13 protein-coding genes are annotated in these 13,343 nt (G+C 72.5%); 7 read left to right on the top strand and 6 right to left on the bottom strand.

Translation table 11 applies throughout. The features are described 5' to 3' along the window. Positions 1-34: 34 nt before the first annotated feature. On the bottom strand, positions 35-2,686 hold the full coding sequence (locus ACFYW7_RS08585) for a LuxR C-terminal-related transcriptional regulator (protein WP_389499455.1): 2,652 nt from the start codon (positions 2,684-2,686) through the stop codon (positions 35-37). A gap of 256 nt (positions 2,687-2,942) precedes the next feature. Here ACFYW7_RS08585 and ACFYW7_RS08590 point away from each other — a divergent pair, with 256 nt between their 5' ends. The 4 genes from ACFYW7_RS08590 to ACFYW7_RS08605 all read left to right on the top strand — a co-directional run bounded on the left by ACFYW7_RS08590 (position 2,943) and on the right by ACFYW7_RS08605 (position 7,699). Beyond that, the gene (locus ACFYW7_RS08590) at positions 2,943-4,571 is read left to right on the top strand and encodes an MFS transporter (RefSeq protein WP_389499457.1); all 1,629 of its coding nucleotides are present in this window, start codon (positions 2,943-2,945) and stop codon (positions 4,569-4,571) included. A gap of 126 nt (positions 4,572-4,697) precedes the next feature. Further along, entirely contained in the window at positions 4,698-4,895 is a 198-nt protein-coding gene (locus tag ACFYW7_RS08595) for a hypothetical protein (protein WP_266764350.1), read from the top strand. Positions 4,896-5,047: 152 nt separating this feature from the next. Then, a complete protein-coding gene (locus ACFYW7_RS08600) occupies positions 5,048-5,710 on the top strand; it encodes an HdeD family acid-resistance protein (RefSeq protein WP_389499460.1) in 663 nt (220 codons plus the stop codon). Positions 5,711-5,992: 282 nt separating this feature from the next. Continuing rightward, positions 5,993-7,699 carry an ArnT family glycosyltransferase gene (locus ACFYW7_RS08605; RefSeq protein WP_389499462.1) on the top strand — a complete coding sequence of 569 codons (1,707 nt, stop codon included), beginning with the start codon at positions 5,993-5,995 and terminating at the stop codon, positions 7,697-7,699. A gap of 13 nt (positions 7,700-7,712) precedes the next feature. On the opposite strand, the gene ACFYW7_RS08610 is transcribed toward ACFYW7_RS08605, so the two are convergent. Together ACFYW7_RS08610 and ACFYW7_RS08615 are read right to left on the bottom strand one after the other, a co-directional pair. Next, positions 7,713-8,276, bottom strand: a complete 564-nt coding sequence (locus ACFYW7_RS08610) for a flavoprotein (RefSeq protein ID WP_389499464.1) — start codon at positions 8,274-8,276, stop codon at positions 7,713-7,715. 252 nt (positions 8,277-8,528) lie between these two features. After that, positions 8,529-8,987, bottom strand: a complete 459-nt coding sequence (locus ACFYW7_RS08615; protein ID WP_389499466.1) for a nuclear transport factor 2 family protein — start codon at positions 8,985-8,987, stop codon at positions 8,529-8,531. 325 nt (positions 8,988-9,312) lie between these two features. On the opposite strand from ACFYW7_RS08615, the gene ACFYW7_RS08620 reads away from it, so the two are divergent. Together ACFYW7_RS08620 and ACFYW7_RS08625 are read left to right on the top strand one after the other, a co-directional pair. Next, positions 9,313-9,945 (top strand): LysE family transporter, encoded by a 633-nt coding sequence (locus ACFYW7_RS08620; RefSeq protein WP_389499468.1) that lies wholly within the window; start codon positions 9,313-9,315, stop codon positions 9,943-9,945. Between the two features lie 119 nt (positions 9,946-10,064). Beyond that, entirely contained in the window at positions 10,065-10,508 is a 444-nt protein-coding gene (locus tag ACFYW7_RS08625) for a nitroreductase family deazaflavin-dependent oxidoreductase (protein WP_389499470.1), read from the top strand. Positions 10,509-10,593: 85 nt separating this feature from the next. Here the strand turns inward: ACFYW7_RS08625 and ACFYW7_RS08630 are convergent, their stop codons facing one another. Beyond that, the gene (locus tag ACFYW7_RS08630) at positions 10,594-11,724 is read right to left on the bottom strand and encodes a cation diffusion facilitator family transporter (protein WP_389499472.1); all 1,131 of its coding nucleotides are present in this window, start codon (positions 11,722-11,724) and stop codon (positions 10,594-10,596) included. Positions 11,725-11,924: 200 nt separating this feature from the next. Here ACFYW7_RS08630 and ACFYW7_RS08635 point away from each other — a divergent pair, with 200 nt between their 5' ends. Further along, positions 11,925-12,230 carry a DUF4235 domain-containing protein gene (locus ACFYW7_RS08635; protein ID WP_389499474.1) on the top strand — a complete coding sequence of 102 codons (306 nt, stop codon included), beginning with the start codon at positions 11,925-11,927 and terminating at the stop codon, positions 12,228-12,230. Positions 12,231-12,332: 102 nt separating this feature from the next. Here the strand turns inward: ACFYW7_RS08635 and ACFYW7_RS08640 are convergent, their stop codons facing one another. Both ACFYW7_RS08640 and ACFYW7_RS08645 read right to left on the bottom strand, forming a co-directional pair. Next, complete coding sequence (locus ACFYW7_RS08640; RefSeq protein WP_389499476.1) at positions 12,333-12,725, bottom strand: VOC family protein; 393 nt, start codon at positions 12,723-12,725, stop codon at positions 12,333-12,335. Between the two features lie 86 nt (positions 12,726-12,811). Beyond that, a complete protein-coding gene (locus ACFYW7_RS08645; protein WP_389499478.1) occupies positions 12,812-13,273 on the bottom strand; it encodes a pyridoxamine 5'-phosphate oxidase family protein in 462 nt (153 codons plus the stop codon). Positions 13,274-13,343 lie beyond the last annotated feature (70 nt).

The raw sequence follows: 13,343 nt of genomic DNA on the forward strand, positions 1-13,343 counted from the left end.
GGTCCGCGACCGGCGGACGGCACGGGTCCGCGGCTCACAGGAGGTGCAGGTCGCGGGCCCGTCGTACGGCCTCACCACGACGGGTCGCGGCGAGCTTGCGGTAGACGCTCTTGAGGTGGGTCTTGACCGTGTTGACCGAAAGATGCAGGTCGGCGGCGATCTCCTCCCGCGACATCATCTGCGACAGGCGCTCCAGCACTTCCTGCTCCCGCTCGCTGAGCGGTTCGATCACCAGTGCCGGGCCCGGCTGCGGGCCCGGCACCGTGCCCCGGACCTCGGTCATCAGCGGCAGCCACTCCTGGCCCTGGGCCAGGACGGGCCGACGGCGTACGAGCGACCGCAGCCAGGGGCCGATCTCCACGAACGGCCGTCTCAGGTGCTCCGGCCTGGCCAGCCGCAGCGCCCGCGCCACCAGCCGCTGGGCGGTGGCGTCGTCGCCCAGCGCGTCCGCGGTCTGCGCCCGGGCCAGCAGCACCCGGACGGTGACGCCCGGTCCCTCGTCCCGCTCGGTGGCGAGTTCGTCGAGCAGGACGAGCGCGGCCTCCTTGTCGCCGGTCGCCAGCCGGGCACGGGCGGCGGCCACCGTGGCCTCGGGCCCGACGGCCGCCGCCGCCGCGAGCACCTCCAGGGCCGCGAGCGGATCCCCCTGGGCCAGATGGGCGGTGGACATGCCCAGAGCCACCCGGTCGCCGACCCACGGCGAGGGCTCCACGCCCCGCGGGAACCGCCTCAGCTCCTCCAGGACGCGCAACGCCTCCTTCGCGTGCCCCTTGGCCAGCAGCATCCGGGAACGCAGGAGACCGAGTCCCGCGGCGGCGACGGGATCGGGCGGGGCCGTGGAGGAGGCGGTCGCCTGGTCCAGGTGGGTCTGCGCGGCCGCGAGGTCGTCACGGTCGACGGCGACCGCCGCCAGGACGAGTTGAGCGACCCCGGTCCGGGCGGCGGGCGGCAGTCCCGAGCGCTCCGCCTCGGCGACCGCGGCCCGGGCGTGCGACTCCGCGCGGCCGGGCCAGCCGCACAGGAGGTCGATCAGGGCGAGCCGGCTGAGCGATTCGTGCCGCGGGTACGCGGTGGAGGGTCCGTCGTCCACCCCCGCGGCGGCGGACAGCGCGGCCCGGGCGGCGTCGAAGCGCCCCGCCCACAACCGTGCCGATCCCAGGTCGGTGAGCACCAGGGCGGACAGCTCAGGATGCTGTGCGAGACGCTCGGCCGGCAGAGACCGCTCCGCGGCCGACACCTCCTCGGCCGCCGTCTCCGCCAGGTCGGCCGAGCCGGTCAGCCGGGCGACGAACACCCGCAGCAGCGCGTGGCTCAGTCGCAGGGCGGCCGCGTGGTCTCCCTCGCCGGTCAGGTTCTCCCCGGCCCGGCGCAGATGGTCGAGGCCGCGTTCGACGTCGTGGCGTATCAGCTCGCGGGCGGCGCGCACCAGGCACGCGGCCGGCCCGGCGGCGTCCGGGGCCATCGCGGCGAAGAGTCCGTCGAGGCGCTCGGCGTCGAGGCCCGTCAGCAGCCGGCCGATGGCCAGCTCGTCGATGAAGCGGTCCGCCGCGAGCTCCCATTCGCCCGCTCCCGCCGCGTGCGGCAGGGCCTCGGCCAGCAGTCCCGCGTCGCTCAGCCAGCGGGCGGCCCGCCGGTGCAGTTCGGGTTCGAGACCCGGCAGTCTGACGCGCAGATGGACGCGCAGGATCTCCGCGAACAGGGGGTGCAGCCGGTACCAGGAGTGGCCGATGGCCTCGACGAACGCGTTGGCGTGCTGGAGTCCGGCCAGGATGGGGTCCGCGTCGTCGCGGCCCGTCAGGGCGTTGGCCAGATCCGGGTGGATCTGTTCGAGGACACTCGAACGGAGTAGCAGGTCCTGTGTCTCGTCCGTCTGCGCCTCGAGCACCTCGGCCAGCAGGAAGTCCGCCAGCGTGCTCTGGCCCGCCTCGAAGTGCTTGAGGAACGTGTCCGGATCGTCGACGTGCTGCGCCGCGAGGATGCACAGCCGCAGCCCGGCGGCCCATCCTCTGGTCCACTCGGTCAGCGACCGCGTGCTGTCGTCCGACAGCCGGATGTCGTGGCGGCCCAGCAGGGCGGCCGTCTCTCCCGGGACGAACGCCAGGTCGGCACCCCGGACCTCGGCGACCTCTCCCGCGGCGCGATAGCGGTGCAACGGCAGTTGCGGCTCCGTACGACTGATGATCATGAGGCGCAGGCCACCGCCCGCATGGCGTAGGACGAACTGGAGTTCGTCCGCGATCTCCGCCGAGGCACCCACCCGGTCGAATTCGTCGAGCACCAGGACCACCGGATCCGCGCGTTCGCTCAGCCAGTCCGCGAGCCGGGTCAGCAGGGAATGGTCCACATCGCCGGGGCTGGAGGGGCTTCCGATGCCGTCCGGAACATCCGCCCCGTGACGCCGCAGGGATTCCAGCACGTACGTCCAGAAGATGCCGGGGCCGGTGTCCTCGTGCTCCACGGTCAGCCAGGCGATGTCGCCCGGGTGTTCCGTCGTGGAGATCCAGTGGGCGACCAGCAGGGTCTTGCCCGCGCCCGCGGGTCCGTTGACGAGGGTCAGGGGGCCCCGCACACCCTCGGTGAGACGTTCGAGGAGGCGGGGCCTGCGCACGAAGGTCTCCGTCAGGTCCGGAACGGTGAACCGGACGGCGAGCAGGGGGTCACCCCCTGGGGTCAGGAGCCCTGCCATGGGGTTCTGCCTCCGCGATCTCTCGGCTGCGGCGACGCGTCGGATCCGATGCGGTCCGGGTCCACAGCTCCTCCCCGGAACAGCCTCCGCACACTGATCGTCACCCCCTGTGCGGAAAGTCGCAACGCAGGCTCCGGTCGCCCGCCGGGGGTGAGGCGCGCGGCGCCGTCCTCCGGTCTCATGGGAACGGAGCAGGGGCCGTACGCCACTGTCCGGCGCATCGGCGTCGCGGGCCGACTCGACAAGGTGGTTACCGGTGAAGCACTGGAGCGCGCTGATGGTGCTCGGCACCGCCCAGTTCCTGATGGTCCTGGACACCTCCGTGATGAACGTGTCCATCAGCCAGCTGGTCGAGGACTTCGACACCGAGGTCACCGCCATCCAGGCCGTCATCACGCTCTACGCGCTGGTCATGGCGGCCTTCATGTCCACGGGTGGGCGGCTCGGCGACATCCTCGGACGCCGGCGCATGTTCATCGCCGGACTGATGGTCTACGGCCTCGGGTCGGCCCTGACCGCCGTGGCTCCCACCCTGTGGGTGCTCACGCTCGGCTGGTCGGTCATCGAGGGGCTCGGTGCCGCCATGGTGCTGCCGGCCATGGCGGCCCTCGTGGCGGAGGCCTACACCGGACGGGACCGGGCCGTCGCCTACGGCGTCATCGGCGGGCTCGCCGGCGCGGGCATCGCCGTCGGACCGCTGCTGGGCGGCTGGGTGACGACGTACCTCACCTGGCGTCTGGTCTTCGCGGGTGAGGTCGTGGTCGTCGTCGCGATGCTCCTCTTCCGCAAGGTGATCGCCGAATCGCCCCGTCCCGAGCCCCGCCCCCGGCTGGACGGCGTGGGCGCCGCCCTGTCGGCGGCCGGACTGGGGCTGGGCGTGCTCGGTGTGCTCCAGAGCAGTTCCTGGGGATGGGTACAGCCCCGGAACCCTCCCTTCACCGTCTTGGGGTTCGCTCCGACGCTGTTCGTCGTCGCGGCCGGGGTGCTGGTCCTGGCCGCCTTCGCCAAGTGGGAGCGCCGGAGGGAGGAGCACGGCGCCGACCCGCTGATCCATCTGTCCCTGCTGCACAAACTGCCACTGCGCTCCGGTCTGCTGACGCTGGTCAGCCAGAACCTCATCCTGCTGGGGCTGTTCTTCGCCATCCCGCTCTATCTCCAGGTGGTGCAGGGCTTCGACGCGTTCCAGACGGGACTGCGGCTGCTCCCGGTGTCCGTCACCATGCTGGTGGCCTCCGTGCTGGCGTCCCGGCTGGGGCGGGTGATGGGGCCGCGCCGGGTGGTCAGGCTGGCCCTGGTGACCCTGCTCGGAGCCATCGTGTGGCTGCTGGCCACCATCGACCCGGTCATCGACGACGCCCAGTTCGCCGGAGCCATGGCCCTGCTGGGCGTCGGCATGGGGCTGCTCGCCTCACAGCTGGGCAACGTGGTGCAGTCCACCGTCGGCGAGGAGGAGCGCAGCGAGGTCGGCGGTCTGCAGTTCACCTCCCAGAACCTGGGCTCCGCGCTCGGGACCGCGCTCATCGGATCGATCCTCATCGGCGCCCTGGCCCAGGCCTTCACCACCCAGGTGGCGAAGAATCCGGACCTGTCGGAGGAGGCACGCCAAAAGACGGGTGTCGCTCTGGAGGCGGGCATCAGTTTCGTCTCCACCGACCAGGTGCACACGGCCGCCGAACAGGCCGGGCTGCCGCCGTCCGAAGTGGACGCCGTCACGGACTCCTACGCGACCGCGCAGCTGAACGGCCTGAAGGCGGCGATCCTCGCGGCCGGCGGCATCACGCTGGCCAGTTTCCTGGTCACGACACATCTGCCGACCGGGCGGGCCGGCGGCCGGACGGAGTCTCCCGGCACTGGCCCCCCGGCCGACTCCGCCGGGCAGGCGTGAACGCGCGAGGCGGCGCCTCGGGCCCAGGTTCACCTTTTGCGGGTGAGGGCGTGTGAGGCGGTGCGCCGGATGATCGTGGGGAAGGGCCGTCCGCCTGCCCCAGGCCGCCTGCCGTGGGGAGCCCGCATGCAGTACGAGATCCGCGTCGAGGGACATCTGTCGGAAACGCTGTCCGAGGCGTTCCCGGAGATGGACCACGTGCTGATCTCCGGACAGACCATCCTGTTCGGCCCCGTCGTCGACGAGGCGCATCTGTACGGGCTGCTGGCCCGCTGCCGGTCGCTGGGGCTGCGCGTGGTGGAGATGCGCCAGCTGCCGGAGTGAACCCGAGGTCCGAGGATCATTCGCCGGTCCGAGGATCACCCGTGCGGGGTGACCCGCGGGAGGCCCGCGCACGGAACCCTGGACCGAGGGAATCCACCCACCGCCCCGTCGGCGGTCCGGCAAGGGACCGTTCGACCGCGTGAGGAGGAGCCATGACCGAATCCCACGGTTCGGATCCGTACACCGGATCGGGCACACGGCCCGACGGAACGGCTTCCGCGCCCCCGGGTGACCCCACGGCGATGCTGGCCGGGGTCGGTGCCTCCTGGACCTGGCTTCTCGGCTCGGCGCTCGCCACGCTGGTCCCGGGCATCCTGATCCTGATCTGGCCGGAGGAGACCCTGCACGTCCTGGCCGTTCTCCTCGGCCTCTACCTGCTCGTGATCGGCGCGTTCCGTTTCGTGTCGGTCTTCGGCCACCGGGAGCAGGGCAACCGGTTCGCCGCGCTGCTGATCTCGGTGCTCTACGTGCTGGCCGGCGTCCTGTGCCTGCGCAACCCCCTGCAGACCATCGCCGCGCTGTCGCTGATCGTCGGCGTCGTCTGGCTGGTGTCCGGTGTGCTGACCGCGTACACGGCCCTGGCCAGCAAGGACCTGCCGCACCGCGGCTTCGTCCTGTGCGCGGCGGCGATCGGCGTCATCGCGGGAATCGTCGTCCTGGCGCTGCCGACCGAGTCGGCCCGCGCCCTGACCCGGCTGCTCGGCCTGTGGATGATCCTGATCGGCCTGGTCGAGCTGGCCGTGGCCTTCGCCTGGCGGGCCGCCCTGCGCAGAGCGGTCTCGGTGGGGCCGCGCGACCCGGCCTCACCGTACTGAGACAAGGCCGGGACGGGGGCACGGCCGCGACCGGGACGAGTTCGGCACCCTGTGGGGGCCCGCCCGGTCGGGGCCGAGTACGCCCCGCACGCGAAGCCCCGCGCGACCCCTTGAGTCGTGCGGAGGGTCGCGTCGCGCGAAGGTCCGGGCATACTCGTGACTCCCCTGCCCGGGCGCCGGCCGGACGATGACGGCCGGCGCCTCGACGCGCTCCCGAATCCCCGGGCCGGCCGGTGAGCAGGCTCCCAGGGAGCGGACGTAACAAAGGGCATGCCGACATTCATGGCCAGCAGGCACGACGACCGCGCCCCGGCGGACGGCGCGGTGGCGCCGCCGACGCGCTTCGAACGGCTGCGGCGGAACCGGCGGGCGCTGTTCGTCGTGGCCGTGGTCCTGCTGCTGGGCCAGATGGCCCTCGCCATGGTCACCGCTGCCGTGCAGCAGACGCCGACGATCGACGAGCCCGTATACGTGGGAACGGCGACGGTCTACGTCCAGCAGCACGACCTGCGCTACAACCCCGAGCATCCGCCGCTGGGCAAGCTGGTCATCGGGAGCGGGCTGCTGTTCGCCCGCCCCCACCTCGACCCCGCGTTCGAGGGCGACCAGACGGAACTCGGGCGGCGCGTGCTGTACGAATCCGGCAACGATCCCTGGCGGGTGATGTTCTGGGCCCGGCTTCCGGTGATCGTCCTGACGCTCCTGTCCGGTCTGGTCGTCCTGGCGTTCGCGCGTGAACTCGTGGGCCGGGTCGGCGCGTTGGTCGCGCTCGCGCTGTACGCGTTCTCGCCCGACGTGATCGCGCACGGCTCCCTGGCGACGCTCGACATGCCGGCGTCGGGTTTCCTGCTGACGTCGGTGTGGCTGGTGTGGCGGGCCAGGCGCCGACCGCTGCCGTACGTGCCGCTCGCCGGTGTGGCCCTCGGGGCGGCGGTGGCGACGAAGATGAGCATGCTCCCGGCCGTTCCGCTGCTGCTGGTCCTCACGGTCGTGTCCGTGTGGCACGCGGGCCGCGCCGAACCCGGCGCGGCACCGAAGGACGACGTCCGGTCGCGAGTCCGACTGCTCGGGCGCGGCGCGGCGGCCGCGGCGGGGGCGGCCCTGGTGGCGGTCGCGGTGGTGTGGGCGGCCTATCTCACCGTCGATCCGCGGCTGCGCTGGACGGCGCCCGCGGACCTGCCCGCCGTGCACGGACTGCGCGCGCTGCTCATCGACCTGCTGCCCGTGCCACAGCCGTACCGGGACGGGATGCGGGTCCAGTTCGGCTTCGAGAACGCGACCTGGCAGGGCTTCCTCTTCGGCCACCTCTACCGGGGCTCCCTCTGGTACTACCTGCCGGCGGCGCTGCTGGTGAAGACCCCGATCGGCATGGCGGCGCTGTGGACGGCCGGTTCGGCGGCGCTGCTCGCCGTGCGCCGGCTGCGGCCCGCCGCCCCGTACCTCCTCGTCCCGCCGGCGCTGCTGCTGGCCTCGGCGATGACCGGGTCCCGCGATCTCGGTGTGCGCTACGCGCTGTTCATGCCGGTGTTCCTCGCGGTCGCGGCGGGCTGTGCCGTCGCGGTACGGAGACGGTGGGCGGGGATCGTGACGGCGGCGCTGGTCCTGTTCACGGCCGTCAGTTCGCTGCTGACGTACCCGTACTACCTGCCGTACTCGAACGAGGCGTTCGGCGGCCCCGAGAAGACCTATCTGCGTCTGCACGACTCGAACGTCGACTGGGGCCAGGACCTCGGACGCCTCGCCGACCGGCTGGACCGGGACCATCCGCACGAGAAGGTGTGGCTGGTGTACAAGGGCGCCGGTGTGCCGTCCGCCTACGGGATCGCCTCGGACGATCCGCGCACGGTGCCCGCGGACCAGGTGCACGGACTGCTCGTGGTGTCCGACACCTCGATCGACAAGGCCGACGCCCGACTGAAGGCCCTGCTGGCCACCAGCCGCCGGATCGACGAGGTCGGCCACTCGATCACGCTCTTCCGCCGCCCGTGACACCGACCCGCCGTCACGTACGGGTGGGTGTCACGGGACGGTGCCGCGGGTCGGGTGTGAGCAGGTCCAGGACGCGCTCCCACGCGAAGTCCCTTCGCCCGCCGTCCGGTCGGAACTCCCCGGCGTACGGGTCCCCGAAGCGGACGCCCATCCCGCGCAGCCGCTCGACACTCGCGCGATAGGCGGGGTGGGCGGCCAACGCCTCGTTCACGCAGGGCAGTACGGCGATGGGGACACCGAGTCCGTACGCCTCGCAGAGCGTTCCGAGGGCGAGGGTGTCGGATATGCCGGCCGCCCACTTGTTGACGGTGTTGAAGGTGGCCGGCGCGAGGGCAACCGCGTCCGGCGCGGGGAACGGGCGCGGGTCGCCGGGGGCCCGCCAGGCGGAGCGGATCGGGCGGCCGGTCCGCTTCTCGACCGCCGCCGTGTCGATGAAGCCGAGTCCCTGGGGCGTGGCGATGACGCCCACCTCCCAGTTCCGCTCCTGGGCCGCGGTGATCAACGTGCCGACATCCTCGGCGATACCCGCCGCGCAGACGACGACGTAGAGGAAGGGCTTCTCGGTGGGTTCACTCACGTGGGCAGCCTAGGTCCTGTCGTCACCCTCCCGTCGTCGCCCGGAGGGCGGCCCCGCGGCGTCGGGTGCGGGCTCCCGGCGTGCCGGGCGGAGCCCCTCGTACCGGACGCGCTCGGGCCTTCGCCCGGTGCGGCGAGTGGGGGTCCCCCCTGCTCGCAGAGCTCGGGGGAGCGTGCCTGGCGTCGCGGGGCAGGCGGGAACGTGACGACAGGGCCCGGGGAAAGGACGGGGACCGCGACCGGGCCGGGCCCCTCACCGGAGCGGGAAGGTCTCCCCGCGTTCGGATTCCGGGCGCGGCCCGAGGATGCGGCGCTCGCCCTCCTCGATGGGCACGTCGTTGATGGAGGCCTCACGCCGGGTCATCAGACCCTGTCCGTCGAACTCCCACAGTTCGTTGCCGTACGAGCGCCACCACTGACCGTCCGCGTCCCGCGACTCGTACTGGAAACGGACCGCGATGCGGTTGCCGTCGAAGGCCCAGAGGTCCTTGCGCAGGGCGTACTCGCGCTCGCGCGCCCATTTCTCCGTGAGCAGCTCGACGATCCCGGCGCGGCCCGTGACGAAGGTGTCCCGGTTGCGCCAGACCGAGTCCTCGGAATAGGCGAGCGAGACCTTGTGCGGGTCCCGGGTGTTCCAGGCGTCCTCGGCGGCCTGGACCTTCCGCAGGGCTGTCTCGCGGGTGAAGGGCGGCAGCGGCGGGCGGGCGGTCATGGGGACTCCTCCTCGGCACGGGGACGGCGACGCGAACGCGAACTCGGTTACAGGGAACGGAACATGCGCAAGCATCATCGCGGACCCGGTCACGGCCGCGCGCACAGGCGCCAGGGGGTGTGTCGTCGCGGGGTCCGGTCTCGCGGCCTCTGGTGGATCACCGACCGGTGTCGCGCGAAACCCGGTTGCGCGGGCACCTCCGCTGCCCCGACCATCGGCCCATGTCCACGATCGAAGCCTTCCTGCCGCCGACCTCCGCCGCCGTCCGTCCGGTGCGGGTCCAGCAGCAGCCCGGCCGACCGCGAAGGCCCGAGCTCTCCGGCTCGTGACCGCCGCCCTCGTCGCGGGGCTTCTCGCGGGCTACGGCATCGCCATGCCCGTCGGAGCGGTCGCGACCTACCTCGTCTCCCTCACCGCTCGTACGTCCCTGCGGATCGGCGCCTCCGCCGCGCTGGGCGTGGCGACGGCCGACGGTCTGTACGCCCTCGTGGCCGCCCTCGGCGGTACGGCCCTCGCGGCCTGGCTGACACCGGTGCTGGTCCCGTTGCGGTGGCTCTCCGCGCTGGTTCTCGCCGCCTTGGCGGTCCGCGGCGCCCTCGTCGCAGTCCGCCAGTACCGTGAACGCCGGCTCGCCGCCCGGACCGGGCAGGATCCGCCGCGCCCGGCCCGCGCCTACCTGGCGCTGCTGGGCATCACGCTGCTCAATCCCACCACGGTCGTCTACTTCGCCGCCCTGGTGCTCGGCAGCCGGACGGCCGAGGCGGTGCGCCCGCTGGAGCAGGGGGTGTTCGTCCTCGCCGCGTTCGCCGCGTCCGCGAGCTGGCAGCTCCTGATCGCCGGGGGCGGCGCGCTGCTCGGCCGGACGCTGACGGGACACCGGGGACGGCTGGCGACGGGGCTCGCGTCGAGCGGCGTGATCACGCTGCTGGCCGTGCGCATGCTCGCGGCCCCGCTGTGAGTTCCCGCCGGCCGGACGCGGAGAGCCACGCCGGGCGGCGGTACGGATGATTCGTGTGGGTACTGGTGTTGAATCATGCCGAGACACGACCATTCCGATGCGACGATGGGACGGAAGTCATGCCACTTGAGGGCGAGTACGAGCCCAGCCCTACGCAGTGGGTGCGGGACCAGGTGGAGTTGTACGAGAGTTCCGGCGGGACCAAGGGCACGACGCTGATGGACACCGGCATGCCGGTCATCATCCTCACGACACGCGGCGCCAAGAGCGGCAAGATCCGCAAGACCCCGCTGATGCGGGTCGAGCACGACGGGCGCTACGCGGTGGTCGCCTCACTGGGCGGCGCCCCGAAGCACCCGGTCTGGTACTACAACGTCACCTCCGACCCCCGCGTCGAGCTCCAGGACGGGCCCGAGCGCAAGGAGTTCACGGCCCGGGAGATCACCGGCGAGGAGAAGGCCCGGTGGTGGGAGCGCGCGGTCGCCGCGTTCCCCCCGTACGCCGACTACCAGAAGAAGACCGACCGCGAGATCCCCGTCTTCGTGCTGGAACCGACCGGCTGACGCTCCCGGGCGGCCCGCGCCGATCGCTCCCGCGGTTCCGTGGAGTCCGGTGCGCATGAACCGCCGGCCGTCGGGCACCCGGATCTCAGGCCCCGCCGCGCTCCCCCGTCGCGGCGGGGCTTTCCGTCGTCGCGCCGCCGTCCCCGGCCCGGTCGCTCGCCGCCGTCTCCCCCCGGCGGGCCGCCGCGCGGGCGGTCCGGGCGTCGGTCACGTCGAGGAAGACCTGGTCGGCCTCGGGGAAGGTGTGGGCGACGGAGCGCTTGATCCGTACGGCGACCTCCTCGACCTCCTCGCTGTCGAGTCCCGGGACGAGGTCGATCCGGGCGGCCACCAGCGATGAGCCGAGGCCCAGCTCCATGGTCAGCAGCGCCTCGACGCTGTCGATCTCGGGCTGCGCCTTCAGCAGTTCGCGGATGCGTCCGCTCCGCTCCTCGTCGAGGGCCCGGCCGATCAGCTGGTCGCGCGCGTCCCGGCCGAGCCGGAACGCGACGTACACGAGCAGGAACCCGATGGCGATGGAGGCGCAGGCCTCCCACACGACCTGGCCCGTGACCATGTGGAGCACCATGCCGAGGATCGCGAGGCTCACCCCGATCACCGCCGTGCCGTCCTCGGCGACGACGGTGCGCAGGGCGGGGTCCCGCATCGCGTCGGCGCCGCCCTGCCGGCGCACCTGGTACAGCGCCCGCAGCAACGAGCCGCCTTCGGCGAGCAGGGCCACGCCGAGCACCGCGATCCCCGCCAGGTAGCCGCCGAAGGACTCCTCGGCGCCGCCGCGGAGTGCCTCGAAGCCCTGGAAGAAGGAGAAGCAGCCGCCCATCACGAAGATCCCGACGGCCGCGAGCAAGGACCAGAAGAAGCGTTCCTTGCCGTATCCGAACGGATGCTTGCTGTCGGCGGGGCGGCGGCTGCGCCGGAGCGCGGCCAGCAGGAACACCTCGTTCATGCTGTCCGCCACGGAGTGCGCGGCCTCCGAGAGCAGCGCGGGTGATCCCGTGATCAGGCCGCCCGCCGCCTTGGCCACGGCGATCAGCAGGTTGGCGCCCAGCGCCACCCACACGGTGACCCGCGTACTGCCGTCCGATCCGTCCTCCTTCCGGCGTGTGTCCGTGTTCCCGTCCGGCCGTTCCTTCGTGTCGTCACCGCTCACCTCGACCGGTTTCCCCTGCTCTCGCACCTCACACCGTGCCGATCCGGGGAATCGGTGGCCGCACATCGGGCACTCGTACCGGGCGGGAGCGGGCCGACGTACGGCCGGGGCCTCTACCGGACGCCCGGGTTCGATGACACCGTCGGCTTCGGCCCGGGGAGCGCCGGGCCCGGAAGGGGCGGCGACCGCCCCGTCCCGCCCGGTGCCCGCGGGAGAACGGGTGCCGGCCCCGCGGCCCTGACCGGAGAACGAAGAAGGAGCCCCAGGTGTCCAAGAAGCAGAAGAAGCGCCAACTGTCCCTGACCTACAAGCCGATCGGTTTCGTGCTGAGCTGGGCGGCCGGCTCGCTCGCGGGGATCGCCTTCCAGAAGACCTGGATGGCGATACGTCACGAGGAGGACGCCCCCGACGCCCTGGACAAGGAACGCGGCTGGGGCGAGGTGCTTCTCGCCGCGGCTGTCCAGGGAGCGATCTTCGCCGTCGTGCGCAGTGCGGTGGACCGCTCGGGCGCGAAGGTCATCGAGCGTTCCACGGGGGTGTGGCCCTCCCCGGACAAATCCGGCCGCGACTGAGGACCGTGCCCGGCCGGGGGTCCCGGCCGGGCGGACCGACGAGGGATCCCTGGCGGGGGAACGGCGGACCTGCGGGGAGGGGCCGCCCGCGAGGGGCGTCGGTCAGCCCTGTTTGGGCGCCGTCGACGGGGTGCGGCGCAGGGTGAAGGAGTGTCCGGCGGGGTCGGAGTAGCCGCGTTCCTCGTACGGTCCTGCCGCGTCCCTGGTGTCGAGCGCGCGCCCGCCCAGGCCGATCACCCGGAGCTCCACCTCGTCGAGATCGTCCACGTGGAAGTCGATGTGGGCCTGGAAGGAGTCCTCGGGGCGCGGCCAGCTGGGCGGCGTGACGTTCATGTCACGCCGGAACGCCATCCTCATGCCGTCGACGCCCTTGATCTCCACCCGGTTCGCGGTGGCGACGATCTCCTCGGCGCCGAGCAGTTCCTTGTAGAAGGCGGCGAGCTTCTCGGGCTCGGCGCAGTCCAGCACCACGACGGCTGCCCTGACCAGTGCCATGTTTCCTCCGTAGGGGTTTCCGGGACGCCGGGGCGGCCGTCCGGCCGCCGCCGCCCTGCCGTCCCGGGTTACCCCGTCCGGGCGTTTCAGTCGGCCACGAGCCACTCGCCACCGCGCATGAGGTCGCGTCCGGAGAGTTCGTCGGCCTCGCGCCAGGCCTGCACGCGCTCCGGTGTCACGCTGAAGTACTGGTAGTGGGTGGCGAGTTCACGGGGATCGAAGCCGGTCGTGGCGGCGAACGCGTCGCCGGCTCCGTCCGGCAGTTCGGCGGCTTCGAGCGTTCGGACGGTGCCGTCGATCAGGACCACGTCGCGGGTCGGCCCGAGGCCGAGCCGTACCGTACCGGTCTCCCGCAGGTTCCGGCCCGTGGGACTGGCGGCGGGGGTGGCCAGCAGCAGGGTCGTTCCGTCCCAGAGGTAGGACAGCGGGACCAGATACGGCGCGCCGCCTGAGCTGTCGGCGGTGGACACCCAGACGTCGACGTCGGTCTCCAGCCGGGCGATCGTGTCCTGCTTGCGCTGCTTCGGCGTACGGGCGGGCGGGTTCATCTGCGGACGGCCTCCTGGTCGACGGAATATGGAGAGCGCCCTCGCGGGTCGGTCTCGAGGGCGCTCCGGG

Origin of the sequence: Streptomyces sp. NPDC002580, assembly GCF_042889485.1 — a bacterium.
In the GTDB taxonomy this organism is placed as follows: Bacteria; Actinomycetota; Actinomycetes; order Streptomycetales; family Streptomycetaceae; genus Streptomyces.

Bases quoted from the DNA above. Each gene is read 5' to 3' on its own strand.
- ACFYW7_RS08585 (WP_389499455.1), bottom strand. From the start codon at position 2,686: ATGGCAGGGCTCCTGACCCCAGGGGGTGACCCCCTGCTCGCCGTCCGG.
- ACFYW7_RS08595 (WP_266764350.1), top strand. From the start codon at position 4,698: ATGCAGTACGAGATCCGCGTCGAGGGACATCTGTCGGAAACGCTGTCC.
- ACFYW7_RS08645 (WP_389499478.1), bottom strand. From the start codon at position 13,273: ATGAACCCGCCCGCCCGTACGCCGAAGCAGCGCAAGCAGGACACGATC.
- ACFYW7_RS08625 (WP_389499470.1), top strand. From the start codon at position 10,065: ATGCCACTTGAGGGCGAGTACGAGCCCAGCCCTACGCAGTGGGTGCGG.
- ACFYW7_RS08605 (WP_389499462.1), top strand. From the start codon at position 5,993: ATGGCCAGCAGGCACGACGACCGCGCCCCGGCGGACGGCGCGGTGGCG.
- ACFYW7_RS08630 (WP_389499472.1), bottom strand. From the start codon at position 11,724: ATGTGCGGCCACCGATTCCCCGGATCGGCACGGTGTGAGGTGCGAGAG.
- ACFYW7_RS08600 (WP_389499460.1), top strand. From the start codon at position 5,048: ATGACCGAATCCCACGGTTCGGATCCGTACACCGGATCGGGCACACGG.
- ACFYW7_RS08640 (WP_389499476.1), bottom strand. From the start codon at position 12,725: ATGGCACTGGTCAGGGCAGCCGTCGTGGTGCTGGACTGCGCCGAGCCC.
- ACFYW7_RS08615 (WP_389499466.1), bottom strand. From the start codon at position 8,987: ATGACCGCCCGCCCGCCGCTGCCGCCCTTCACCCGCGAGACAGCCCTG.